Source organism: Micromonospora sp. NPDC049139 (genome assembly GCF_055586845.1).
In genome coordinates this window covers 77,788-101,682 of the sequence record NZ_JBVJHK010000015.1, presented here as the reverse complement: position 1 = coordinate 101,682, position 23,895 = coordinate 77,788, and the positions used below count along the sequence as shown (strand labels likewise).

Annotated in this window: 20 protein-coding genes; 16 read left to right on the top strand and 4 right to left on the bottom strand. The window is 71.3% G+C overall.

The window, feature by feature from the left end; genetic code table 11:
* Positions 1 to 136: 136 nt before the first annotated feature.
* The 8 genes from ACZ6Q9_RS23445 to ACZ6Q9_RS23410 all read left to right on the top strand — a co-directional run bounded on the left by ACZ6Q9_RS23445 (position 137) and on the right by ACZ6Q9_RS23410 (position 8,986).
* Positions 137 to 877 carry an ABC transporter ATP-binding protein gene (locus ACZ6Q9_RS23445; protein WP_396829560.1) on the top strand — a complete coding sequence of 247 codons (741 nt, stop codon included), beginning with the start codon at positions 137 to 139 and terminating at the stop codon, positions 875 to 877.
* The gene (locus ACZ6Q9_RS23440) at positions 867 to 1,616 is read left to right on the top strand and encodes an ABC transporter ATP-binding protein (protein WP_350682651.1); all 750 of its coding nucleotides are present in this window, start codon (positions 867 to 869) and stop codon (positions 1,614 to 1,616) included. Before ACZ6Q9_RS23445 ends, ACZ6Q9_RS23440 begins: the two co-directional genes overlap by 11 nt.
* Before the next feature lie 103 nt (positions 1,617 to 1,719).
* Positions 1,720 to 2,676 carry a LamG-like jellyroll fold domain-containing protein gene (locus ACZ6Q9_RS23435; protein WP_393456768.1) on the top strand — a complete coding sequence of 319 codons (957 nt, stop codon included), beginning with the start codon at positions 1,720 to 1,722 and terminating at the stop codon, positions 2,674 to 2,676.
* 37 nt (positions 2,677 to 2,713) lie between these two features.
* Positions 2,714 to 4,801 (top strand): PQQ-dependent sugar dehydrogenase, encoded by a 2,088-nt coding sequence (locus ACZ6Q9_RS23430; RefSeq protein ID WP_396829559.1) that lies wholly within the window; start codon positions 2,714 to 2,716, stop codon positions 4,799 to 4,801.
* Positions 4,802 to 4,909: 108 nt separating this feature from the next.
* Entirely contained in the window at positions 4,910 to 6,064 is a 1,155-nt protein-coding gene (locus tag ACZ6Q9_RS23425) for a Gfo/Idh/MocA family protein (protein ID WP_393263416.1), read from the top strand.
* Positions 6,061 to 7,212, top strand: coding sequence for a DUF993 family protein (locus ACZ6Q9_RS23420; RefSeq protein WP_393263414.1), 1,152 nt, complete (start codon positions 6,061 to 6,063; stop codon positions 7,210 to 7,212). Before ACZ6Q9_RS23425 ends, ACZ6Q9_RS23420 begins: the two co-directional genes overlap by 4 nt.
* Positions 7,209 to 8,012, top strand: coding sequence for a sugar phosphate isomerase/epimerase family protein (locus tag ACZ6Q9_RS23415; RefSeq protein ID WP_396829558.1), 804 nt, complete (start codon positions 7,209 to 7,211; stop codon positions 8,010 to 8,012). Before ACZ6Q9_RS23420 ends, ACZ6Q9_RS23415 begins: the two co-directional genes overlap by 4 nt.
* 29 nt (positions 8,013 to 8,041) lie before the next feature.
* The gene (locus tag ACZ6Q9_RS23410) at positions 8,042 to 8,986 is read left to right on the top strand and encodes a hypothetical protein (protein ID WP_396829557.1); all 945 of its coding nucleotides are present in this window, start codon (positions 8,042 to 8,044) and stop codon (positions 8,984 to 8,986) included.
* A gap of 244 nt (positions 8,987 to 9,230) precedes the next feature.
* Here the strand turns inward: ACZ6Q9_RS23410 and ACZ6Q9_RS23405 are convergent, their stop codons facing one another.
* Positions 9,231 to 10,025: a DUF2785 domain-containing protein gene (locus ACZ6Q9_RS23405; RefSeq protein ID WP_396829556.1), complete on the bottom strand. Its 795-nt coding sequence runs from the start codon at positions 10,023 to 10,025 to the stop codon at positions 9,231 to 9,233.
* 139 nt (positions 10,026 to 10,164) lie between these two features.
* Between ACZ6Q9_RS23405 and ACZ6Q9_RS23400 the strand changes: the two genes are divergently transcribed.
* A complete protein-coding gene (locus tag ACZ6Q9_RS23400; RefSeq protein ID WP_396829555.1) occupies positions 10,165 to 10,650 on the top strand; it encodes a hypothetical protein in 486 nt (161 codons plus the stop codon).
* A 32-nt stretch (positions 10,651 to 10,682) separates the two neighbouring features.
* Entirely contained in the window at positions 10,683 to 11,570 is an 888-nt protein-coding gene (locus ACZ6Q9_RS23395; RefSeq protein WP_396829554.1) for a tetratricopeptide repeat protein, read from the top strand.
* A gap of 162 nt (positions 11,571 to 11,732) precedes the next feature.
* Here ACZ6Q9_RS23395 and ACZ6Q9_RS23390 read toward each other — a convergent pair whose 3' ends face one another.
* A complete protein-coding gene (locus ACZ6Q9_RS23390) occupies positions 11,733 to 12,080 on the bottom strand; it encodes a hypothetical protein (protein ID WP_393263401.1) in 348 nt (115 codons plus the stop codon).
* A gap of 120 nt (positions 12,081 to 12,200) precedes the next feature.
* Between ACZ6Q9_RS23390 and ACZ6Q9_RS23385 the strand changes: the two genes are divergently transcribed.
* The 5 genes from ACZ6Q9_RS23385 to ACZ6Q9_RS23365 all read left to right on the top strand — a co-directional run bounded on the left by ACZ6Q9_RS23385 (position 12,201) and on the right by ACZ6Q9_RS23365 (position 18,361).
* Entirely contained in the window at positions 12,201 to 12,566 is a 366-nt protein-coding gene (locus ACZ6Q9_RS23385; RefSeq protein ID WP_396829553.1) for a hypothetical protein, read from the top strand.
* Positions 12,563 to 14,566, top strand: a complete 2,004-nt coding sequence (locus tag ACZ6Q9_RS23380; RefSeq protein WP_396829552.1) for a serine/threonine protein kinase — start codon at positions 12,563 to 12,565, stop codon at positions 14,564 to 14,566. Before ACZ6Q9_RS23385 ends, ACZ6Q9_RS23380 begins: the two co-directional genes overlap by 4 nt.
* Complete coding sequence (locus ACZ6Q9_RS23375; RefSeq protein WP_393263395.1) at positions 14,563 to 16,965, top strand: FHA domain-containing protein; 2,403 nt, start codon at positions 14,563 to 14,565, stop codon at positions 16,963 to 16,965. The genes ACZ6Q9_RS23380 and ACZ6Q9_RS23375 overlap by 4 nt, the downstream gene beginning before the upstream one ends.
* Positions 16,962 to 17,600: a hypothetical protein gene (locus tag ACZ6Q9_RS23370; RefSeq protein ID WP_396829551.1), complete on the top strand. Its 639-nt coding sequence runs from the start codon at positions 16,962 to 16,964 to the stop codon at positions 17,598 to 17,600. The genes ACZ6Q9_RS23375 and ACZ6Q9_RS23370 overlap by 4 nt, the downstream gene beginning before the upstream one ends.
* Positions 17,601 to 17,905: 305 nt before the next feature.
* A complete protein-coding gene (locus tag ACZ6Q9_RS23365) occupies positions 17,906 to 18,361 on the top strand; it encodes a hypothetical protein (RefSeq protein ID WP_393456738.1) in 456 nt (151 codons plus the stop codon).
* Positions 18,362 to 18,461: 100 nt separating this feature from the next.
* On the opposite strand, the gene ACZ6Q9_RS23360 is transcribed toward ACZ6Q9_RS23365, so the two are convergent.
* Positions 18,462 to 19,856, bottom strand: a complete 1,395-nt coding sequence (locus tag ACZ6Q9_RS23360; protein ID WP_393456735.1) for a serine hydrolase domain-containing protein — start codon at positions 19,854 to 19,856, stop codon at positions 18,462 to 18,464.
* Between the two features lie 542 nt (positions 19,857 to 20,398).
* Here ACZ6Q9_RS23360 and ACZ6Q9_RS23355 point away from each other — a divergent pair.
* Positions 20,399 to 21,154: a class I SAM-dependent DNA methyltransferase gene (locus tag ACZ6Q9_RS23355; protein ID WP_393263388.1), complete on the top strand. Its 756-nt coding sequence runs from the start codon at positions 20,399 to 20,401 to the stop codon at positions 21,152 to 21,154.
* Between the two features lie 599 nt (positions 21,155 to 21,753).
* Here ACZ6Q9_RS23355 and ACZ6Q9_RS23350 read toward each other — a convergent pair.
* Entirely contained in the window at positions 21,754 to 23,871 is a 2,118-nt protein-coding gene (locus tag ACZ6Q9_RS23350) for an amylo-alpha-1,6-glucosidase (RefSeq protein WP_396829550.1), read from the bottom strand.
* Positions 23,872 to 23,895: the final 24 nt, after the last annotated feature.

Below are 23,895 nucleotides of genomic sequence, written 5' to 3'. Positions count from 1 at the left end.
GTTTGGCTCAGGGCGGTGGTGCCTCATGACGGCACGGAGCGAAGCGGAGTGCCGGCATGAGCGAGCGAAGTGAGCGAATCGTTCGGCTCAGGGCGGTGGTGCCTCATGACGGCACGGAGCGAAGCGGAGTGCCGGCATGAGCGAGGTACGAGGGTTGGCCACCGCCGGGCTCACCAAGGCGTTCGGTGGCGTGGTGGCGCTCGACGGCGCGACCGTCGAGTTCCAGCACGGCAAGGTCAACGCGCTGATCGGGCCGAACGGGTCGGGCAAGACGACCTTCTTCAACTGCGTCACCGGGATGATCAGGCCGGACGGCGGGCAGGTCACCTACCGCGGGCGGCACATCACCGGCGCGGCCCCGCACCGCATCGTCCACGCCGGCGTCGGCCGTACGTTCCAGCTGTGCCGCGTCTTTCCCCGGATGACGGCGCTGGACAACGTCCTCGCGGCCGTACGCCCGGCCGGCCTGACCGGCCTGCTGCGTGGCGCCCGCGGCCACGCGGAGGTCGAACGTGCCCGGGGCTGGCTCACCCGCCTCGGCATCGAGCACCTGGCCGACGTGGAGGCGCGCAACATGTCCTGGGGCCAGCAGAAGCTGCTGGAACTCGCCGGTGTGCTGATGAGCGACCCGGAAACCGTCCTGCTCGACGAGCCGGCCGGCGGCGTCAACCCGGCGCTGCTGGACCGGATCGGCACCCTGGTCCGCGAACTCAACGCCGAGGGGCGCACGTTCGTGATCGTCGAGCACAACATGGACCTCGTGATGAGCGTCAGCGACCACATCGTGGTGTTCGACCGCGGCCGCCCGATCGCCGAAGGTCCGCCGTCGCTCATCCGCTCCGACGAACGCGTCCTGGGGGCCTACCTTGGCGTCTGAAATCGAACTCGTCGACATCCAGGCCGGCTACGGGCGCGCCGCGCCGGTGCTGCGCGGCCTGACCGTCTCGGTGCCCGCGGGCCAGATCGTCTGCCTGGTCGGCCCCAACGGCGCCGGGAAGTCCACCGTCCTGAAGGTCGCCAGCGGGCTGCTCAGGCCCCGTTCCGGGAGGATCCTCGTCGGCGGCGTGGACGTGACCGGCCAGGGGCCGCAGCGGATGCTCGCCTCCGGCGTCGCGCACGTCCTGCAGGGGCACAGCGTCTTCCGCGAGATGACCGTGGCGGAGAACGTCCTGCTGGGCGGCTACACGTTGAAGGACAAGGCGTTGATCGCCGAACGGACGGCCTTCGTCAAGGAGGTCTTCCCGGTCGTCGCGCAGCGCTGGAACTCGCTGGCCGGACTGCTCTCCGGCGGGCAGCAGAAGCAGGTGGAGTTCGCCCGGTCGCTCATGGTCAACCCCAAGGTCGTGCTCCTCGACGAGCCGTCCATGGGTCTGGACCCGAAGGCGACGACCACCGTGTTCGAACAGGTCGTGCGAATGCGCGACGCCGGTACGGCGGTGCTGCTCGTGGAGCAGAACGCCCGGCGGGCGCTGGAGACGGCCGACCTCGGCTGCGTGCTCGACCTCGGGCGCGTGCACATCTCCGGGCCGGCGCCGCAACTGTTGGCCGACCCGCAGCTCGGCGAGCTGTACCTCGGCGGACGGCCCGCCGAGCCGACGGCACCGCCGAAGCGGTAACAGACCCCGACGTGACAGCGGCACACAGAGTTGGAGCGTGAGCACGGAAGCGCTTCCGGAAGCGGTTGCGTGCTCCGCCAGAGCTGAAACGAGGCGTATCGCGATGACCAGAACGAGACGGCTCGCCGTCGCCACCGCCGCCGTACTGGCGACCGGCGTGCTGGCGGGCGCCGGGGTGCCACCGGCCCAGGCGGACCGGAGCAACCCGCGCGACGTCCATCCCCACCTGCGATCGAGCCTGGTCGCCTTCTACGACTTCGACCACCCGGCGGAGGGTGACGCGGCGCTCGAGCGGGACCTGGGCCGCTCCGGCACCGAGATCGAACTCGTCAACGGCGGCGCCGACATGCGCGTGGCCGAGCACGCCTACCCGGGCAGCGGCAACGCGTTGCAGACCCGGCAGGTGAACCCCGCCCAGGCCGGCAACGACGACTGGAAGGCGGGCATCTGGTCGGCCAGCGGCGTACGCACCCTGCGCCCCTTCGCCGGCACCCAGGGCACCACCGTGATGGGCTGGTTCAAGATGGAGATGGAGGCCTCGGCGCCCAACTCCACCACCGCCAACCCGGCCGACCGGTTCAACGCGATCGGGCTGGCCGGTGTGCTGACGGGCGACTCGGACGGCCACGGCGTCCGGGCGCTGCTGGAGCTCATCGACGTCAACGGCGAACTGCGGCTGGTCGCGCTCGGCCGGCGCCTCGACGGGGGCAACTCGCAGACCTTCGCGGCGGGGGAGGACTGGCGGACGCTGCTGCCGAAGGGGGAGTGGGTCCACCTCGCGGCCACCTTCGACTTCAACACCGGCGCGCTGGCGCTCTACCGCAACGGCCAGCCGGTGGACGGCTTCTACACCCGCACCGACGACCCGTGGCTCGTGTCCGGCCCCGGCCCGCACGTCACCACCGCCTCGGACCCGCGCGGCATCAAGATCGGCGGGAGCTTCCCGCAGGACACGCTGGAGCGCAACCCGTGCGACTGCCGTATGGACGCCCTGATGTTCCTCGACACCGTCGTCTCGGCGTCCGACGTCGAGAAGCAGTACCGCTACATGGCCCGCTGACCACCCTCCGCACCGCCTCACCGGGAAGGAGACCCGCGTGCGCAGTGTCCGCAAGACCCGCAGATCCGCGCTGACGGCCGGGCTGACCGCCGCCACCCTCGTCCTGTCCACCCTGGTGGTCGGCCCTGTCCGGGCCGCCGACCCCGTCTACGACCCGGTCGTCGAGATGCCCAGCCAGTCCAGGCTCGGACTGGTCCTGACCGAGTACGCCAGCTTCCCTCAGTCGTTCCCCATCCCGGCACCGACCGACCAGCGGCTGATGCGTACCGCCCGCATCAACACCATCATGGAGCTGCCCGACGGCTCCGGCCGGCGTGCCGTGCCGGACCTCAACGGCCACCTCTACCTGGTCAGGGACGGCGTGCCGCACGTCTACCTGGACGTCGCCGACACCTTCGCGCCGCAGTTCTTCTCCGGCCGCGGGCTCGGCCAGGGCTTCGGCTACGTCGCGTTCCACCCCGAGTTCGGCACCAACGGCCGCTTCTACACCATCCACACCGAACAGGCGTCGCTGGCCACCAGGGCACCGGACCACGCCCAGGCCAACAGCATCTTCCACGGCGTGATCACCGAGTGGACGGCGACCGACCCGGCCGCCGACACGTTCTCCGGCAGCCGGCGCGAGCTGCTGCGGATCGGCTTCGCCGGCCAGGTCCACGGCATCCAGGAGATCAACTTCAACCCCACGGCGCGGCCCGGCCAGCGCGACTACGGGCTGCTGTACCTGGCCGTCGGCGACGGCGGCACCGGCGTACGCAACACCGAGCCGCAGAACCTGGGCATGGTGCACGGCAAGCTGCTGCGCATCGACCCGCAGGGCACCGACTCGGCCAACGGGCAGTACGGCATCCCGGCGGACAACCCGTTCGTCGGCCGGGCCGACGCCCTGGGTGAGGTCTACGCGGTCGGGTTCCGCGACCCGCACCGGTTCAGCTGGGACCCGGCCACCGGCCGGATGTTCCTCGGTCACATCGGCGAGCACGCCATCGAGGCGATCTACGAGGTGCGCGCCGGTGACAACTTCGGCTGGAGCGAGCGCGAGGGCGCGTTCGTCTTCAACAAGGCGGGGCGCGCCTGCGACAAGCTCCTGCCGCTGCCGCCGGACGACGCCGACTTCGGCTACACGTACCCGGTCGCGGCGTACGACCACAACCCGGCGCCCGGCTGGAACTGCACCTCCGACGTCGGTGTCGCGGTGGCCGGCGGGTTCGTCTACCGCGGCAACGAGCTGCCCGCGCTGAAGGGCAAGTACGTCTTCGGCGATCTGGTCGACGGGCAGGTCCTCTACACCGAGGCGCACGAGATGCGGCAGGGCCACGAGATGGCCACGATCCACCGCCTCGCGCTCTTCACCGCCGCCGGTGAGCCGGTGCGCATGCAGGACCTCTCCGGCCCCGGCGCCCCGGGCAACCCGGAGCGGGTAGACCTGCGTTTCGGTACCGACGCCGCCGGCGGGCTCTACCTCCTCGCCAAGGCCAACGGGAAGATCTGGAAGGTGACCGGAACCCGGGAGTTCGCGGGCGGCGACGTCGGCGGCACCAAGCTGCACAAGCCCTCGGGCCCGGACGGCTGGGCGCCGGTGACCCCGTCGAAGTGGCAGTTCGACCGTGACGAGGTGATCCTCGCCGAGGCGGGCGTGAGCCGGCCCGGCCCGCGCCGCCCCTTCGAGTACGCGGTGGTGACCGACGGGCCGCAGTGGTCGTCCGTGGAGATCCAGGCCGACGTCCGGCTCGACACGCCGGTCGAGGTGAGCAACCGGGACGTGATCATCGTCTTCGGCTGGCGCTCGGACACCGAGTTCTACTACGCCCACCTGTCGACGGACAACACGATCCTGCCGCACAACGGCATCTTCAAGGTCAACAACGCCGACCGGCAGCGCATCGACTACCAGTGGAACGGTCGGTCGCGCGGCGCGAACCCGGCGATCGTCGACGCCGACTGGCACAAGGTGCGCGTCGTGCACCTGCCGGCCACCGGCGAGATCGCGGTCTACGTGGACGGGAAGAAGGACCCGCTGATGACCGCGAAGGACACCACGTTCGGCTCCGGACGGGTCGGCTTCGGCTCGTTCGACAACATCGGCCGGCTGCGTCACCTGACGGTGACCGGAACCCCGGCCTGAACCCCTCCGGCGGGGACGACGGCAGGGCCGCCGTCCCCGCCGGAGACGGGCAGTGTGCGGCACCCGGCCGGCCCGGGTGCGGAGATGACCCCTGAGGAGAGTGGGACGATGACGGCACGTGTCCCGATCGGCATCGTGATGAACGGCGTGACCGGGCGGATGGGCTACCGGCAGCACCTGGTCCGGTCGCTGCTGGCCATCCGCGAGCAGGGCGGCGTACCGCTGCGTGACGGGAGCCGGCTCTGGCCGGAACCCGTTCTGGTCGGGCGGAACGAGGCCAAACTACGCGACGTCGCGGCCCGACACGGGTTGACCGACTGGACGACCGACCTGGACGCCGCGCTGGCGCGACCGGACGTCTCGATCTACTTCGACGCCCAGGTCACCAGCGAACGGGAGAAGGCGATCGGGCTCGCCGTCGCGGCGGGCAAGCACATCTACACGGAGAAGCCCGTCGCCACCACCCTGCACGGCGCGGTCGAGCTGGCGCGCGTCGCCGACGCGGCCGGCGTACGGCACGGCGTCGTGCAGGACAAGCTCTTCCTGCCCGGCCTGCGCAAGCTCGACCGGCTCGTGAAGGGCGGGTTCTTCGGCCGGATCCTGTCGGTGCGCGGCGAGTTCGGCTACTGGGTCTTCGAGGGCGACTGGCAGGAGGCCCAGCGGCCGAGCTGGAACTACCGGGCCGCCGACGGTGGCGGCATCGTCGTCGACATGTTCCCGCACTGGCACTACGTCCTGGAGCAGATCCTCGCGCCGGTCCGGGCGGTCACCGCGCACGTCACCACCCACATCCCGCGCCGGTGGGCCGAGGACGGTCAGCCCTACGACGCGACCGCCGACGACGCCGCGTACGCGATCTTCGAGCTGGACGGCGGCATCGTCGCGCAGGTCAACTCCTCCTGGGCCGTCCGGGTGAACCGGGACGAGCTGGTCGAGTTCCAGGTCGACGGCACCGAGGGCAGCGCGGTCGCCGGCCTGCGTCGCTGCCGCGTCCAGCACCGGGCCGCCACCCCGAAGCCGGTCTGGAACCCGGACCTGCCGTCCACCGACGACTTCCGCGCGCAGTGGCAGGAGGTGCCGGACAACGAGGCGTTCGACAACGGATTCAAGGCACAGTGGGAGATGTTCCTGCGGCACGTCGCCGAGGACGCCCCGTACACCTGGGACCTGTGGGCCGGCGCGCGGGGTGTGCAGCTGGCCGAGCTGGGCCTGCAGTCGGCGCGGGAGGGCCGGCGCGTCGAGGTCACGGAGCTGCGGCCGTGACCCGGACCGTCAACCTGCCCGACGGGCCGCTCACCCTCTCCGGTGCCGGGCGCGAGCACGTCACGCCCGGCGCCCGCTTCACCAGCCGGGTCGCGTACGCCGCCGCGCACGTCGTCGCCGACCCCCGCGCGGAGAACGTGCCGGGCACGCCCGCCGCCGTCGACTGGGACGCGACCCTGGCGTTCCGCCGGCACCTGTGGTCGTACGGGTTCGGCGTCGCCGAGGCGATGGACACCGCCCAGCGTGGCATGGGCATGGACTACCCGGCCGCGCGCGAGCTGGTGCGGCGCTCGGCGGCGGCCGCCCGGGCCGAGGGCGGCGCGATCTGCGCGGGCGTCGCCACCGACCAGCTGCCGGCCGGCCCGGCCACGCTCGACGAGATCCGCAAGGCGTACGCCGAGCAGCTCGCCGACGTGCAGGACGCCGGCGCCCGGCCGGTCCTCATGTGCAGCCGCCACCTGGCCGCCGCGGCCCGGTCCGCCGACGACTACCTCGACGTCTACGGCCGGCTGCTGGCCGACGCCGACGGCCCGGTGGTGCTGCACTGGCTCGGCCCGGCGTTCGACCCGGCCCTCGCCGGCTACTGGGGCGACGTCGATCCCGCGCGGGCCGCGGACACCGTGGTCGCGCTGATCGGTGCGCACACCGGCAGGGTCGACGGCGTCAAGCTGTCGCTGCTCGACGAGGACTTCGAGGTCGCGCTGCGCCGGCGCCTGCCCGCGGGGGTACGGCTCTACACCGGCGACGACTTCAACTACCCGGCCCTGATCCGGGGCGACGGCGAGGGCCACTCCGACGCCCTGCTCGGCGTCCTCGCCGCGATCGCGCCGCCGGCCGCCGCCGCGCTGCGCGCACTGGACGGCGGCGACCTGGCGACGTACGACCGGATCCTGGCGTCGACGCTGCCGCTCGCCCGGCACCTGTTCGGCGCCCCGACCTTCTACTACAAGACCGGCATCGTGTTCCTGGCCTGGCTCGCCGGTCACCAGGACCACTTCACGATGGTCGGTGGTCTCCAGTCGGGGCGGTCACCGGTGCACCTGGGCCGGCTGCTGCGGCTGGCCGACGCGGCCGGGCTGCTGCCCGACGCCGAGCTGGCCGCGCACCGCGCGCGGGCGTTCATGACCACGGCGGGGGTGGCGCAGTGAAGCGGTTCGCACTCAACTCGGCGACGACGAAGCGGTGGCCGCTGCCGGAGCTCGTCGCCGGCTGCGTCGACGCCGGGGTGTCCGGGGTGGGGCTGTGGCGGGAGGATCTGGCCGCGTACGGGGTCGAGCCGGCCGCGGCGCTGGTGCGGGACGCGGGCCTGACCGTCACATCGCTGTGCCGCGGCGGGTTCTTCAGCGCTCCCGGCTGGCTCGACGAGAACCGGCGTGCCATCGACGAGGCGGCGGCAATAAGCGCGCCGGTGCTGGTGCTGGTCTCCGGCGGCCTGCCCGACGGCAGCCGGGACATCGACGGTGCCCGGGCGGACGTGCGGGACGCGATCGGCGAGTTGGTGCCGTACGCCCGGGCGGCAGGGGTCCGGCTCGCCGTGGAGCCGCTGCACCCGATGTTCTGCTCCGACCGGTGCGTCGTTGCCAGCCTCGGTCAGGCCCTGGACCTCGTCGCGCCGTATCCGGCGGAGACGGTGGGCGTCGTCGTCGACACGTACCACCTCTGGTGGGACGACCAGGTGTGGGCGCAGATCGCGCGGGCCGGCCGGGAGGGACGTATCGCCTGCTTCCAGATCGCCGACTGGCTGACGCCGCTGCCGGCGGGGGTGCTGCTCGGCCGGGGGCTGCCCGGCACGGGCTGCGTCGAGCTGCGCCGCTTCCGGGAAGCCGTGGACGCGGCCGGCTACGACGGACCGGTGGAGGTGGAGGTCTTCGCCGAGGAGGTGTGGGCACGGCCCGGCCGGGAGGTGCTCGACGAGGCCGTCGCCGGCTACCTCACGCACGTTGCCTGAATCGGCGCCTTCGGCTCTATCCTTGCGCGGTGCCGTACGCCGACCTCAGTTTCGCGCAGTGGAACGACCTGTCTGACGGCGCTGCCCGCCGGATGGCCCAGGACATCGCCGACCGACACGACCTGACTGTGGTGGGCCTGAAAGACACGGCGTACGCGGGGCGGTCGCACCGGATGGCGCTGTTCGACCGTAACGGCATGCGATTCGCGCTCGTACCCGGCGGCCGGCCCACTCTCGGCTACGACGCGGCCCGATTCCGGCCCTTTCCGGAGCAGGCGGCCAGCTACGCCGACAGCGCCGGCGAGTACGGTCTTCCACCGCTGGCCGAGTACGTCGACGCGATGACCTCGCCGGTACGCGGCGCCGAGATGCCGGCGATGCTGGTCGCGGTGGAAGCGTTCGACCCCTGCGAGATTCCGCTGGCGCCGGACGACCCTCGGGTACTCGAACTCGTCGCGTCGACCGGGGATCGGCGCGGCGTGGTGAAGGTGTTCCGATCTGGTGGTGGGCTGACGGTCGAGTTCGACCAGACCGGGCAGGTGGCGCGGGCCCGGGCGACCCGGGAGGTCTCCTACGACGAGGCTGTGGCCGGGCTCGCGAGCATCGGCTTGCGGACGACCACTGCGGATGAGTGGGAGTGGGCGTGTGGAGCCGGTGCGACGACCCTGTTCCGCTGGGGCGACGACTGCCCCAACGACGGCTACCCGTTCGACTGCAAGACTGGCGCGCACCGCGAGGCGAACCTGTGGGGGTTGGCGATCGGGCAGGATCCCTACAAACACGAGGCGACCACCGAGCGAACCATCGTGTGCGGCGGCGATGGCGGCGGCGCCACGTGTGGCGGCAGCGGCTTTTTCCTGGGCTGGCTCACCCTCGCGACCGCCTACCGCGACAGGGATTTCGGCCAGTGGCTCGCCTCCGGCGACCGGTACGCCCACGAGATCCTGACCCGGCCCGTCATCAACCTGGGCTGAGGAGCGTCAACGGTGGACGACCGGACGTGTGTTCTCGACGCCGCCGTACGGGAACAGCTTGATGCTCATGGGCGGTCCTGCCGCCGTGGCGGGCGTACCCGCAGATCGAGCGGTTCAGCATCGGCTGGCGCATGGGTGACGGCGAGTGGCACCTGATGACTGGTGCCGAGGACCATGACCCCCCAGCCCCCAGCCCCCAGCTCGCAGCCCGCAGCTCATCACGTGCGCCTGGTCCGCTACGCGTTCAGCCGATGGCCTTGGCGTCGTTTTCCAGAACGTCGACCAGCCGCTGCTTGACCTCGTGGCGGTGGGTGATCTGCTGCCGGGGGCTGTCTGGTCGGACCCGTATCCCGCAATCGACGAGTACGTAGAGTGCCCGCAGTGTGCGCAGCGTGTTGGAAACGTACGTGGGTGTGGTCGAGGCGGACACGGCACGGAAGTCGGCGGTGATCGGGTCGAGCCAGGTCGTCGCCGCCGCGGCGGTGAGCTCCGGGCGGGTCAGAGTCAGGGCGACGGCGCGGGCGAGGCGGTCGTCCTCACGCTCGGCCCAGAGGTGGTCGGTGCGGGCGAGCAGCCGGGCGCCCGCCAGGTCGAGCATGGCGGCGGGATCGACGTCACGGTGGCGGCCGAAGGTGCCGAGCAGGTCGGCACCGTGCGCCACCGCGTGCAGCCAGCCCAGCCGCGGATGGTATCCCCGCAGGTCCGTCTCTGCCGGATACCAGCGACCGAAGGCGTCGAGCCAGCGCGGACGGAAGTCTCCCCGACTGACGATCATGTCCAGGACCAGGGGCGCGAAGGTACGGGCCTCGGTGTGCGGGTCGGTGAACCGGTCGGCCATCTCGTCGGCGAGTTGCACACGGCGATCACCGGCGATGACGTCGCGTTCGATCCAGGTGCGCAGCACGACGTACGGATGGCCGTCGCGAATGCCCGGGTCCGGATCGCGTAGGCACTGCGCCAGTTCCGCGGTCAGTTCGTTCAGCTCACGCCCTGCTGGAAGGCGACAGTCGTCGTCGAAAATCTTGATCCAGTCGGTCACGGGCGGCAAGCTACCGTGCGCTGATCGAGACCCGCCAGCCGATACGGCGCCGGCTGATCGACACGGTCGGGATTGCCGCCGCCCAGGCCGCGCATGCCCAGTCTGGTCAGGCGTTGGTAGGCAGGTGGAGGATGTCGACATGACCACGACCGTGTCTCGTCCTGGCATCGGCCTACTGGCTCTCGAACGCGGGCCCGGTGATCTGTCCACATGGAGACTCCAGCAGCCGGTCACGAGCTCGGCCTACCGCCTGCCGATCGCGGTCAACATCCTGCTCAACGGCGTCGAAGACCTCGACCACGTCGATCTGCCAATGATCGCCCACGTGCTCGACGACATCGATCACTACCTGGTGACCGGGCTTCGCTTCGTGCGCGCCACGATGCTGACCGATCCGGCCTGGTTCGGCTTGACCGAGGACGAGCTTGATCCCTACCGGGAAGTCCCTGCCGAGGAGCTTCCGCTGGACAACCCCCAGCTCAACTTCTACGCCGACAGCGAATGGATGCTGCACTTCCAGGAGGGAGGCTTTGCCGTCTGCGACCCCTACGGCCTGGCTGTGGTATTTGCTCAGCACCGGCCGGTACGGCTGGAAGACCTGAGCGACGCCGAGGAAATCGACTGATTCGCAGAGCACCACATCCGTATCGTGTCGGCATGCTCGATGAGCCGATTGATCCAGACGATCGCCCCGAGTGGCTGGTCGAGCAGGGGCGGGTGGACGAGGCGATCACGATTCTCGAAGCCCGGGTCGGCGGGGACTGGCTGGATGTGGAACGCCTGACCGACCTGCTGATGGAGGACGGCCGCGTCGAGGAGGCGGAGGCGCATTGGCGGGCGGCCATCGAGGCCGGTCTGCCTCGGGCGTACGGCGGCCTCGCGAACATGCTGGCGGATGCGGGCCGGACCGACGAGGCAATCGCCGGGTGGCGGGCGGCGGTGGAGGCGGGTGAGCCAGAAGCCCGGGTCCGTCTCGCCGCGTTGCTCGCCAAGGCCGGCCGGATGGACGAGGCCATCGGCGAGTACCAGATGGCGATCGCGGCTGGTGACGCGGCGGCGGGCGTCCGGCTGGCCAAGGTGTATGCCCGGGCGGGCCAGCTGGACGAGGCGGTCCGCGCCTATCGGTCAGCGATCGGCGGAAAGGGTGTTTCTCGATGGCCGCTGGGTGCGCTGTTGGAGAAGCTGGGCCGCGCCGACGAGGCGGTAGCCGCCTACCAGGCCGCCGTTGACGCGGGCGAGGAGCACGTTCGCGTGCGGCTGCTGGCGGCACAAGGCCGCCTGGAGGAGGCGACTCAGCTCGTCCGGGACAAGCTGGCCGAGCCGGGCCACAACCCTTCCTACCGGCAGCTCGGCTGGCTGTTGACCGAGCAGCGGCGCTTCGAGGAAATCGAGGCCGAGGCACTGCTGCTCAAGGACGACAACCTGGTAGGGCTGTCGTATCTCCTCGCCGGCGCCCAGCAGTCCGCGAACTACCACGAGAACTGTCCAGCCGACTGCAAGGGCAGCACCCGGGTGGTGCGACACCTTCCAGGGACGCTGGGATGACGTGCGGCGGGGCCCTGCTGAATAGCGCGGTTGCCGCGGTCGGAGCAGTTGATGGGGTGGCGTGCCTGCCTGCCTCTACTGCTCGACCTGGACATCCTCAATTTCCGCCACCCGTGCGACGCCCGTGGGAGCCATCACCTCTCGCGGGGCGCACCGGCGGCTTCAGTCTGGATTCTCGCATCGCACGCCGACGCTTTCTATCTCCCCGCTGCGAACGAGTTCTCGGATAGCTGTGGTCATGGCCGACACTCCCGGTTCTGGCACGATCAGCTGATCAACGGCCCAGAAGTAACTGCCGTTCGCGGCTTCACCGGTCTTTTTCCATTCCTCAAGCAGGCGGCGGACCTCATCGACGGTGAAGATCGTCAGCACCCAACTGGAGCCGTCAGGAAGATCGACGAAGACATCCACGTTGGCTACCGACTCCTCGGTGTCCGAGCCGAGATCGAGGAGGAACCGTGCCACGAATGTCGGTTCCGTGACGGTCACATACGGATCGACGATGTCCATGAGGCACCCATCATGCCGCACACGCACGGGCGGATCGGGGTCGTGCCGGCATCCGCCTGGACCGGCGACAGAGCGACGACTCAGGCCACTTGCCGCCTCGCGGGTGAGTAAGGATGTGACATGCTCCATGAGCGTCACATCTTCCGTAACCCGCCGCCGTCGACACCGGTCGAGGTGCGCGCCGCGCTCGATCGCGGCGACCTGCCCGCCGCGCTGCATGCCATGGTCGGAACCGCCCTGTACGCGGTACCCGATAGCTTGCGGCGCAGCGCTTCCGGCGGTCAGCCGAAGCGAGACTCGCGGCGAGCCACCATCTGCCCCGGCTCGACGGGCGAACGAGACGCGCGCAAGTACCGTCGGCATCTCGGTTTGCGGTCGGCTCCGCCGGCTGTGCTGGGTGCCGCGATGGGCTTTCTCGGCGGCGCAAGGGTGAGGGTTGCGATAAGAGCACGAATTTTGATTCGTCAGTACCGTTTGGCACGATGACCGTCGTGTCGGTTGCGCAGCACAGCTACGTGGGACCGCCGGACGCGCCGGACCGGTATGAGCTGATCGAGCGGCGTGCCGCTGGTGGCGAGGGGGAGGTCTGGCGAGCTCGCGAGCACCACGGAGACGTGGCGTTCTCGTACGCGGTGAAGATCCTCCGGGTGCCGGCGGAGGACCAGACCGACCGCGGCCTGGAGGGCCTTCGGCTGCAGGCGGCGCTGGCGACCCAACTCGAACACCCGGCGCTGGTGAAGGTCAAAGAGGTCTTCGTCGGCCCGTCGCCGCACCCGGCCGGCGAGTCCACCACGGACAGCTCACCACGGCTGTACTTCGTGATGAAGTGGATCGAAGGCCGCAGCCTCCAGGAAATGCTGGAAAGCGGCGGGGTGCGCGGGTTGGACATCCTCAAGCCGCTTGGGCCGATCGCCGAGGCCGTCGACTACCTGCACAGCGGCCAGGACACCGACGGCATACCGGTCCTGCATCGGGACATCAAACCGGCCAACATCCTGGTCTCCGGCAGCGGGCGGGCCTATCTGGTCGACTTCGGCCTGGTCCGGCTGCGTAGCACCAGCGGCACCGCCCGGTTGTACGGCACGGCACCGTTCATGGCACCGGAGTCCCTGGCCCGGGGGGAGTACACCCCGGCCACGGACCGCTACGCCCTCGGCGCGACCGTCTACTACGCGGTGACCAGCGAGATGCCGGTGCCCGGCGACATCGACGGCATGACCCAGCGGCTCACCGCGGCACTCGGTCCAGGGCAGGACCGGGTGATCCGCGGGATCCTGTCGATGGTCGCGGTGACCGCCGAGCGCCGGCCGGCCGCCGCGGCGGCCTGGGTCAACGCGCTGCACGCCGCACCGCCGGAGACCGCGATCGGCGGGGCACCGCAGCCGTCGTCGCCGCCCACCCCTGGGCCGTCGAACTCTCCGTTGCCGCCGACCTCTGGGCCGTCGAGCTACCCGTTGCCGCCCACCTCGGGGCCGCCGGGCTCTCCGTTGCCGCCCACCTCGGGGCCGCCGGGCTCTCCGTTGCCGCCCACCTCCGGGTCGCCGGGCTCTCCGTTGCCGCCCACCTCCGGGCCGCCCGGCTTCCCGTCGTCGGGCAACCCTGCGTCGCCGGGCTACCCGCTGCCGCCCGGCCCACGGCCGGCTCCGGGGTCGCCGGGCTACCCGTTGCCGCCCGGCCCGCGGCCGGCTCCGGGGCCGGCGGGCTACCCGTTGCCGCCCGGCCCGCGGCCGGCTCCGGGGCCGGCGGACTACCCGCTGCCGCCTGGCCCGGGGCCGTCCGGCTTTCCCGGGGCGCCCGGCCAGCCTCGGAAGAAGTCCAAAGCCCCGATGATCATCGGAATCGTGGCAACGGTCCTCTTGGCCGCCTGCTGCGTACCGTCGGTGTGGAGCCTCAGCCAAGGCAGCCTGCCCGGCGGCCTCGGTGCGAGTCCGACCCCCAGCGTCGACCGTGCCTCCCCGCCGCCGGCGGTGACCGCACTGGAGCTGGTGTTGCTGTCGGTGGCCGACGTCGTGTCCGCGATGAAGCTCGGAGACCGGGACCTGGTCAACACGAGCTCCTCCAGCGACGCGCTGCACAATGGCCTGGCCAAGCTTGCGCTCTGCTCGGACGGCAACGTTCGCGGTGATGCGATCGGGGCGCACAGCAGCAACAGCTACTGGGTGTCCAGCGGCCAGTACCCGTACCTCGGCTCAGCGGTCGCCGGCTTCTACGGCAACGCGGCCGACCCGTTCCTCGATGCCACCCGCACGGCGGCCGAGCGGTGCGGATGGCGGCCGTTCACGGTGCCGAAGTTGGGTGAGGAGTCGTTCGGGATCACCGTCAGCGGCTCCAACGGCGTCTACGCGATGATCTTCGTCCGCTCGGGCCAGGTGCTCTTCCAGGTCGCGATCCAGAACGACTACGAAGGTGGCAGTCACCAGAGCGACCTGATCAAAATGGCGACGTCGATGGCCAAGCGGCTGCCGAAACCCAGAGCGAACCGATGACCGCCCCCGAGGGAGGTGGCGGCGCGAGCGCCACGTTGCTGGTCGGCGTACCCGGTGAGGACGGGGAGCGACGGGTCACCGCGGCCGGCGGGCCGCTGCGGATCGGCCGTGATCCCCTCTGTCCGATCGTCCTGGACGACTCGCGGGCCTCCCGCGAGCACCTGGAAATCACCTACCGGGCCGGACGGTGGCACCTGCGTGACCTCGCCAGCCGGAACGGCACGTTCCTCGACGGCCGTCAGGTGCACGAGCTGGAGATAGGGGTCGCCTGCGCGGTGCGGCTCGGCAACGCCGTCGACGGTCCGGTGCTCACCTTCCGCCCGGAAGGGCCTCCCGCTGCTCCGCCGCCGGTGACCGATTCCGCGCAGCCGGGCCTGTCCACCGAGGTACGCCCGAGCGGGCCCGTATCCGCGGCCGAGCCACCACCTGGTGCACGATTCGCGCTGGGCCGGACCCCCTCGGCCAGCTACCCGGCCGCGGATCGGATCCTGATCGGGCGGGCGCCGGAGAACGACATCGTCCTCGACGACCTGCTGGTCTCCCGCTACCACGCCGACCTTGTCCGGGACGGCGCCGGATTCCGCGTGATCGACCTGGGTACGCGCAACGGCACGTACGTCAACGGGCGGCAGGTCGAGCAGGCGGTGCTGAACGCCGGGGACCTCCTCTCGTTCGGGCACCACCAGATGGTGTTCGACGGCACCGCACTGCACGACTACGTCGACGCCGGCCGGGTGTCGCTGCGCGCCGAGGGGCTCGGTGTCACGGTCGGCACGCGGAACCTGCTCTCAGAGGTCTCGTTCGAGCTGGACGAGTGCAGCCTGCTCGCGGTGGTCGGCCCGAGCGGTGCCGGCAAGTCGACGCTGCTGGGGGCGCTGACCGGCAACCGCCCGGCGCAGGCCGGCACGGTCCGCTACCAGGACCGCGACCTCTACGCCGAGTATGCCGACCTGCGGCACCGCATCGGCCTGGTGCCGCAGGACGACATCCTGCACCGTCAGTTGACCGTACGCCGCGCGTTGCGCTACGCGGCCGGGCTGCGCTTCGGCGCCGACGTGACGCCTGCGGAGCGGGACCAGCGCATCGACGAGGTACTCGCCCAGCTCGCCCTCACCGCACACGCCGACCAACGCATCGACACGCTCTCAGGCGGACAGCGCAAGCGCACCTCGGTGGCCCTGGAGCTGCTCACCGAGCCCTCGCTGCTCTTCCTCGACGAGCCGACCTCCGGGCTCGACCCGGCGCTGGACCGCGACGTGATGCACGGCCTGCGCGAGCTGGCCGATCGCGGCCGAACCGTCGTGGTGGTGACGCACAGTCCGCTGCACCTGAACGTGTGCGACCGGGTGCTGGTACTCGCCCGCGGCGGCAAGGTCGCCTACTTCGGCCCGCCGGACGAACTGCTCGACTTCTTCGGGGCGGCCGAGTACGCCGACGTGTTCACCGCGGTCGCCGCCGACCCGGAAGTCTGGGCCGCCAAGTTCGCGGCCACCCGCCCGCCGGCCAAGGCCGCACCGCCGACCGAGCGGACGGCGGCCACCGCGTCACCGCCGCGCCAGGGATGGTGGCGGCAGACGGCGATCCTCGCCCGCCGCACGGTCGCCGTCACCCTCGCCGACCGGCTGTACGCGGCGCTCTCCCTCGGCCTGCCGGTGGGCCTCGCCGCCCTGCTGCACGTGGTCCCCGGCTCCGACGGCCTCGGGCTGCCCGCACAGCCGCCCGGGCGCAGCACCGAGGCCGCCCAACTGCTGGTCATCCTGACCATCGGTGCGGTCTTCATCGGACTGGCCGGGGGCATCCGGGAGTTCGTCGGGGAGGGTGCCATCTACCGCCGGGAACGAGCGGTGGGCATGGCGCCCGGCGCCTACCTGAGCGCGAAGCTGGCCGTGTTCGCCGTATTGAACGCGTTCCAGGCGGCGCTGTTCGTCCTGCTCGGCATGGTGGGCCGGCCGGCGCCACCCGAGGCGCTCGTGCTGGGCGTGCCGCTGGTCGAGCTGATCGCGGTGGTCTGGCTGACCACGCTGGCGGCCACCGTGCTCGGGCTGCTGGTCAGTGTCTACGTGTCCACCAGCGAGCAGACGATGCCGGTGCTGGTCGGGCTTGTGATGGCGCAGCTCGTGCTCTGCGGCGGGCTGTTCGCCGTGGTCGAACGCGCCGGCATCGAACAGCTCTCCTGGCTTGCCCCGGCCCGCTGGGGCTACGCCGCCGCAGCCGCCACGGTGGACCTGCGCGCGATAATGCTGAAGCCCGCGCCGGACGCACTCTGGGCGCACACCACCGGCGCGTGGAGCTGGGCGATGGCCGTTCTGGCGGGCCAGACCGTACTGCTGACCGCGGCGGTGCGGTGGGCGCTGCGCCGCCACGAGCCCGTACTGGAGAGCCGGAGGAACCGCACGTGAGCCGCCGTAAGGATTCTGCCGCCGCGCTCGAAGCCGTTCTGCGCGACGGTTGGAGCAGTGCGTGCCGGCTGTACGAGCACCTGGCGCGCGGTGGCCAGTTGGTCGCGCTGCCGCCCAGCGGACTGCGGGTGAGCCAGAACGAAACGATCTTCGGCGACACGGTGCTGGGTTACGCACGCTTCTACGGCACCGCCGTGCAGTATCGGGAGAGCAGCCACTTCTGGTTCGGCTCGACGGGCTTCGTGCTCGCCGGCATGGCCGGTGACGCCATCAGCAACGCCAGTGCCCGCAGCCGCGCCCAGGCCATGGCGGCGGCCCAGTGGCGGGACCAGGCGCAGGTGCGGATGATCCTCACCAACCAGCGGCTGCTCGGGAACTGGCAGGGCAACATGTTGAGCTTCTGGCACAACGGCGTAATGGAACTTTCCGCCGACCTGACCCAGTGGTCGTTCATCCTCCGCTACCAGGAGGGCAATCCGCTGATGCTGCATGGCCCGGCGGCGCCATGGTACGCGGTCGCGATCGCATGGCTGATCTTCGGCCCGCAGGGCATGCACCTTCCGGCCCTCGCACCGATAAGCGCAGCCGTCGCGCAACGTTCCCGCGCCATCACCGGCGAGGTCGTGCCTGACTAGTCACCCACTGGCACCGTGGTTCGATGTCGCATGGCTGGTGAACGTCATCGCCCGTTCCGATCAGGGAGATTCCGAGCATCAACCGGCGCAGCGTGTTGCAGGAAGGCGCCGGCGATGTCGGCACGACGAGAGCTTCGAGGATGTGACGGATGTCGGGAACGAATGTGGCAGCCAAACGCCGGCGCGCGATGGTGATGGGTGCGTTGGTTGTCGGGGGTCTGCTGATCGTGGGCGTGTTGGCGCGGCCTGCGGACACAGCGCAGCGGACGGGGAACGCCCAACCCTCCCCCGCACAGGCTGTAGCCATGCGTCTCGACAAGCCCGAGAAGCTCCTGAGTGGCTGGCCGGAGTCGAAGAACCGAAAGTGGCGGAATGCGGCGCAGCAGAGCGTGGGCGCCTTGAAGACGCTCCTTGACGGCGATGCCACCAGCGCGGTCGCAACTGCTTACACCACTGCGGATGACAAGTACACGGTTGTTGTCAGCGGAGTGTCCGGCAAGGTGCCAGACCCGACTGCGGCACTCGACCGCATCTTCGCGACACTGCCAAGGTTGTCCGAGGTCGAACCCACGCGACCCGGCCCGATGGGCGGTGAAGCGCGCTGCGGCAAGGGAGAGGATCAGGGCGTCTGGGTCGACACCTGCGCCTGGGCGGACGACCACAGCATCGGCATGGTGGCCTTTATCGGCTTTCCGCAGACAGGCGATCCGGACGACATGTTCGTGCGGGCACGATCCCAGATCGAGCACCCGGTCGCCTGAAGTCACGGGACGGGGCGGACAGCCGCATCGGGCAACGCCCACGGCGGGGCGGGTGACCGACGCGGCCACCCGCCCATCGTGCTCGTCGCGAGCATCGGCGTTACCCGGCGAGCATCTCGGCCGGGGCGACCGCAGCGGACGCGGCATGGCCGCTGGCAGCGTGGCGTGCCCGAACCAGAGCCCAGATCCGAGTCATCATGACGCTCACATTGGTGATCGCAGCGACCGCCGTCCAGACGACCAGCGGCAGCGTGTAGTACGCCAACTGCACGAAGGTGACGTCCCGTCCGCCGCCCACAACCTGACCGAGCAGGTCGGGCAGCATCACCAGCAACGCCACCGGCACCAGCCGCGGCACCAGCCGCAAGACCGGCTGCCAGAGCGGCCTGACGGCGAACCGGCGTGCCCACTCGCCGCTGTGGCGAAGGTTGCGCACGCCCAACGCCAAGCTGACCAACGTGAAGCCGGCCAGCACAAGGTCGATGATCAGCCGCAGGGCCGCAGGCGCCTGCGGGCTGTCGCCGCTCACCAGCTCCGCGATGGCGTCCGCCAGCTGATCGGTGCCCTCGTTGCCCAGGCCGATACCGCTGTTGCCCAGCACCGCGATGCCGTGGCCAGACGGCAGGAGCAGCTGGCTGGCGGTGAAGGTGAACCACACGCCGTTGTGGCGGACCCAGCCGTTGTCGTCACGATCCCAGCCCAGGCTGTAGGTCGAGCCCGAGCCGGACGACGTGTGCATGGCGGTGATGCTCGATGCGGAAACCACGCGCGCACCGCTGGCCGCGACACCGCCGCTGTTCTGCATGATCAGCCACTGAGCCATGTCCGCCGCGGTGGCGATCACCCCGTCAGAGCCCGCCACGAACCGCTTCGGCTCGGCCGCCGGGACCGTCGCCCCGTACGCATACACGTAACCCTCACGCACCTGCTCCGGCAGATCGCCCGGGGTCTGATCGATGCTGACGGTGGACCGCATACCCACCGGCTCGAACACCCGATCACGCAGGTAGTCCGCGAACGGCTCCCCGGAGACCACCTCGACCAGCCGCGCCGCGAGGTGATAGTTCGTGTTCGTGTACGCGTACCTGGTGCCGGGATCGGCCGCCAGGGTGGCCGCGCGCGCCCGCTGCTGCGCGGCCGCAAGCGAGTCCGGCTGCCGCAGGCTCTTCTCCCGCAGCGTGCGGTCGGTGATTCCGGAGGTCTGATTCAGCAACTCCCGCACCGTGACTCGCGCCCCGCGGGCGTCGTCGATCTGGAAGTCCGGTAGATAACGGCGAACCGGCGCGTCCAGCTCCACCTTCCCCGCCTCCACGAGCTGCATTACCGCCAGGGCCGTGAACGACTTGCTGACGGACGCGACCGGCATCGGCGTCGCCGCGGTCACCGCCGCGCCGGACGCGTCGTGACCATGACCGCCGACATGCAGCACCCGATCTCCCCTGGTGATCGCCACGGCGATCCCCGGATACCCGGCCCTGCTCGCGAAGTCCTCCACGACCCGCTCCACCGCTCCGGCATCCACGGCGTCGTCGCCCGCATCAGCGGCCAGTGCGGGGCCGGAGCCCACAGAAACTGCCAAGCCCGTGGCCGCCGCCAGAACGATCCCCCGCCACCAGCAGAAACTATCCGCCCTCACGGCGTGCTCCGATCATCTCGATTGACGCCGGCCACGCTACGAATCCGCGCCCTGCCGTCACAGGGTCCGATCGACAGCAACCACCCCTGACTTTCGTCAGGGACTGGGCCCGCGCCGGACGGCAACCAGGCCGCCGGCACGGCGCTCTCACCGCCCTCATTCGTTGTGCGACAGACCGCGCGATCGCGAGGACCGGGTCAGGGAATCCGAACAGCATCAGCGAGGGAAGCGGTCTGAGACGACCGTCGGAACACGAGACAGCGCACAGTGGACGATGCGGCGCCGGGGGTCGGTCGGGGATGAGGTGTGGTGGCCGGCTTCGGCCGCCGGGAGGCGGTCACGGTCGTGGCCTCTTCGAAAATGGCTGGCATGATCACAGGAAGGCGGGCAGGCTCGTGCCCGTGACGAGCAGCGACCTGTGGGACGAGGACACCGCGGAGCGGTACGACGACAGCTCGGCCGAGATGTTCGCCCCCGAGGTGCTCGACCCCGCTGTGGACTTCCTCGCCCGGTTGGCGGGTTCCGGCCCCGCGCTCGAGTTCGCGATCGGCACGGGTCGGGTGGCGATCCCGCTCGCCGCCCGAGGCCTCTCGGTGGCCGGGATCGAGCTGTCGCAGCCGATGGCCGACCAGCTGCGGCGCAAGGTGCCCGCGGAGGAGTTGCCGGTCGTCGTCGGTGACATGGCCACGACGACCGTCCCCGGCCGGTTCTCGCTCGTGTACGTGGTGTGGAACAGCATCGGCAACCTGCGTACCCAGGACGAGCAGGTGCAGTGCTTCCGCAACGCTGCCCGGCACCTGTCGCCGGGTGGTCGCTTCGTCGTCGAGCTGTGGGTGCCGGGCATCCGGCGGTTCCCGCCAGGGCAGGCGGCGGTGCCGTTCGAGGTGACCGACCGGCATGTCGGCATCGACACCTACGACATGGTCACGCAGCAGGGGACCTCGCACCACTACTGGCGGCTGGACGACGGGAGCACGCGCTACGGCTGCAGCAACTTCCGCTACATCTGGCCTGCCGAGTGCGACCTCATGGCGCGGCTGGCCGGCTTGACGCTGGAGCAGCGGGTGGCGGACTGGAACCGGGCTCCCTTCACGTCCGACAGCGAGAGCCACGTGTCGGTCTGGCGCAAGCCACTCGACGCCCTTGATGAGGGCTAGTCGAGCCCATCGGCGACTTCCGCGAGGCGGGAGCGTATCGAATCCAGTGGCCCAGGCGCGGGCGCCGGAGCCAGGTCGCGGCGGCACGTGCGCCGGTAGTTCTCAGTCGGCGGCGATCTGGCGGCCGGAGTGGATCGCCAGGCCGATCGTCGCGGGGGTTGCCGGTGTGGCCGTGCGTGTCGATGGCCGTGTCGGCGAACTTGATCGCGTGGGCGTCGCCGGTACCGGCGGCCAGGGACATCAGCTCGGCAGCCTGCGTCGCCGGCGTCGCCTCCGGAGGGCGTGCCGCGGCGGGGGAGTACGCGGCGGTGACGGCGGCTGCCGCCGCCCACGCAGCTGCCAGGCTCGGCCTCCACAGCGCCGGTGGCAGGGCGGGCAGGGACCGCAGGACCGCGTGGGGAGCGGTCGCCGCGTGTACGAGCATGACGGGGTTGGCGTAGCCGTGGTGCGGTCTGCGCGCCGAGCAGGGCACGGACGGCATGGCCGACCCGGACCACGCCGTGGGTGGCGCCGGCGGCGATGCCGGGAAGCCGGCGGGGCCACCAGCGGGCCAGCAAGCCCGCCGCTCGCTTCGGAGGCCGGAGGTAGGCGGAAGCGGGTCAGCGGTAAGCCGCACCGGTCCACGAGTCGTCGGACGGGCGAGGCTGCGGGACGCGGGCGGGGATCACGGTGAGGGAACGGGGGAGGTCGGCGGTCGCCCGTCCGGTGCCGTCGACGGCGACGGTGACCGCGTGGTTGGCGAGGCGGAGACCGGTGACCGACAGTGCGCCGAGTTCGGGCCCGGCCAGCGGGGCTAGTCGGACCGTGCCGGCCGGGACGTCCGGATAGAGGCCCAGGGCCGCCTGGAGCAGCAGCACCGCGCTCGCCGCCGACCATGCCTGCGGGTGGCAGGCGGCGGGGTAGGGGACCGGGCGGCCGAGCACCGACCGGTCGTCCCCGCCGTACAGCTCCGGTAGCCGGTAGTCGAACGCCTCGGCGGCCCCGAGCAGCCCTTCGGCGAGGCCGCGCGCGGCTTCCGCGAAGCCGGCCCGGGCCAGCCCCGCGAGCACGATCGCCGTGTCGTGGGACCAGACGGACCCGCAGTGGTACGACAGCGGGCTGAACCCGGCGTCGTCGGTGGACATGGTGCGCAGCCCGAACCCGCCGGCCATCGCGTTGCCGGTGAGCAGGCGGGCGACCTGCGCCTCCTCGGCGGCGTCGAGCAGGCCGGTGCCGAGCAGGTGGCCGATGTTGCTGGTCAGCGAGTCGACGGGGCGCTTGTCCCGGTCCAGCGCCAGCGCCGGTCGGGGGCCCTGCGGGCCGCCGTCGACCCAGAAGGCGGCGCGGAAGCGTTCGGCCAGCCGCTGCGCGTGGCCCCGCCAGCGGTCCGCCCCCGGGCGGCCGAAGGCATCCAGCAGGGCCGCCCCGTTGACCGCCGCCTCGTGCGCGTACCCCTGCACCTCGGCCAGCACGATGGGTGCCGTCGCCAGCCGGCCGTCACGGAACCTGACCGCGTCGCCGGAGTCCTTCCAGCCCTGGTTGGACAGCCCGTGACCGGTGCTGTCCACGTATTCGACCAGGCCGTCGCCGTCGGCGTCGGCGTGCTCGCCGAGCCAGCCCAGGGCGGCCTCCAGGTGCGGCAGCAGCGGCTCGATCTGGTCGTCTGCCAGGCCCCAGCGCCAGGCGTCGTGCAGCAGGTTGACCCACAGCAGGGTGGCGTCGACGGTGCCGTAGTACGCCGGCGGCAGCCGCAGCCGGTGGTCGGGCAGGGCGAACTCGTGCCGGCGCAGCTCGTGCAGGATCTTGCCGGGGGCCTCGCCGGTGTCCGGGTCGACCCGGGTGCCCTGCCGACGGGCGAGCACCCGCAGCGTGCCGGCGGCCAGGTCGGTGCCGAGCGGCAGCATCATCCGGGCGGCCCAGAGGCTGTCCCGCCCGAAGAGGGTGAGGAACCAGGGCACCCCGGCGCCGAGGAAGACGTCCTGTGGCGCGCCCGGGTCGGCGAGCCGCAGCCCGCGCAGATCGTCCAGGCTGCGGCGCAGGAGCCGGGTCAGTCGGCGGTCGTCGGCGTGGACGTCGGGCTCGGACCAGTTGGGTTTGCCGGGCGGGCAGACCACCACCGCGCGCGGGTCCTCGACGGTCAGTCGCCAGCGCAGCGTGACGGTGTCGCCGGGAGCCAGTTCGACCGGCCAGGACAGCCGTGGCGCGGTGGCCCGGTCGGCGACGACGTCGGCGCCCTCGCCGACGACCGTCACCACGATGCCGTCCGCCGCCCACGTCAGCTCGCCGGGCCGCCCGGTCCGGGCTGCCAGCGGCTGCGTCGTCTCGCCGGACTTGACCAGCTCGATCGGGGCGAGGTCGCAGCCGAGGTCGATGCTGACGACGGCCTTGACCGCGACCGTGGCGGTCGAGACGACGCGCACCTCCTCGACGAGCCCGCGCGGGTCGAGCCGCCGTGTCCGGTCGAGCCGGACGGTCGGGTCGGGGGTGGGGTCGCCGAGCCAGCGGGCCAGGCCGACGAAGCGGACGCCGTGCGGCTCGACCGCGCCGCGGGCCACCGCCTCCGGCTCGCGGTCGTCGACCCGCAGCTCGGCCCGGGAGAGCACCCGGGCGTCGGCGTGGAAGACACCCTGGACGCCGGCCGGGCGGATCTGCCCGGCCGCGTCCCCCAGCGCGCTGGTGGGAGCGAGGACCACCCCTACCAGATCGTGCAGCAGGGGTTGCAGGTGGCGTTCGATCACGACTCGACTCCAGATCCTTCTCGG

What these genes read in the sequence shown, in the direction of transcription:
- ACZ6Q9_RS23385 (WP_396829553.1), top strand. Translation starts at nt 12,201, where the DNA reads ATGCTCCATGAGCGTCACATCTTCCGTAACCCGCCGCCGTCGACACCG.
- ACZ6Q9_RS23425 (WP_393263416.1), top strand. Translation starts at nt 4,910, where the DNA reads ATGACGGCACGTGTCCCGATCGGCATCGTGATGAACGGCGTGACCGGG.
- ACZ6Q9_RS23445 (WP_396829560.1), top strand. Translation starts at nt 137, where the DNA reads ATGAGCGAGGTACGAGGGTTGGCCACCGCCGGGCTCACCAAGGCGTTC.
- ACZ6Q9_RS23365 (WP_393456738.1), top strand. Translation starts at nt 17,906, where the DNA reads ATGCGTCTCGACAAGCCCGAGAAGCTCCTGAGTGGCTGGCCGGAGTCG.
- ACZ6Q9_RS23375 (WP_393263395.1), top strand. Translation starts at nt 14,563, where the DNA reads ATGACCGCCCCCGAGGGAGGTGGCGGCGCGAGCGCCACGTTGCTGGTC.
- ACZ6Q9_RS23400 (WP_396829555.1), top strand. Translation starts at nt 10,165, where the DNA reads ATGACCACGACCGTGTCTCGTCCTGGCATCGGCCTACTGGCTCTCGAA.
- ACZ6Q9_RS23380 (WP_396829552.1), top strand. Translation starts at nt 12,563, where the DNA reads ATGACCGTCGTGTCGGTTGCGCAGCACAGCTACGTGGGACCGCCGGAC.
- ACZ6Q9_RS23435 (WP_393456768.1), top strand. Translation starts at nt 1,720, where the DNA reads ATGACCAGAACGAGACGGCTCGCCGTCGCCACCGCCGCCGTACTGGCG.
- ACZ6Q9_RS23395 (WP_396829554.1), top strand. Translation starts at nt 10,683, where the DNA reads ATGCTCGATGAGCCGATTGATCCAGACGATCGCCCCGAGTGGCTGGTC.
- ACZ6Q9_RS23390 (WP_393263401.1), bottom strand. Translation starts at nt 12,080, where the DNA reads ATGGACATCGTCGATCCGTATGTGACCGTCACGGAACCGACATTCGTG.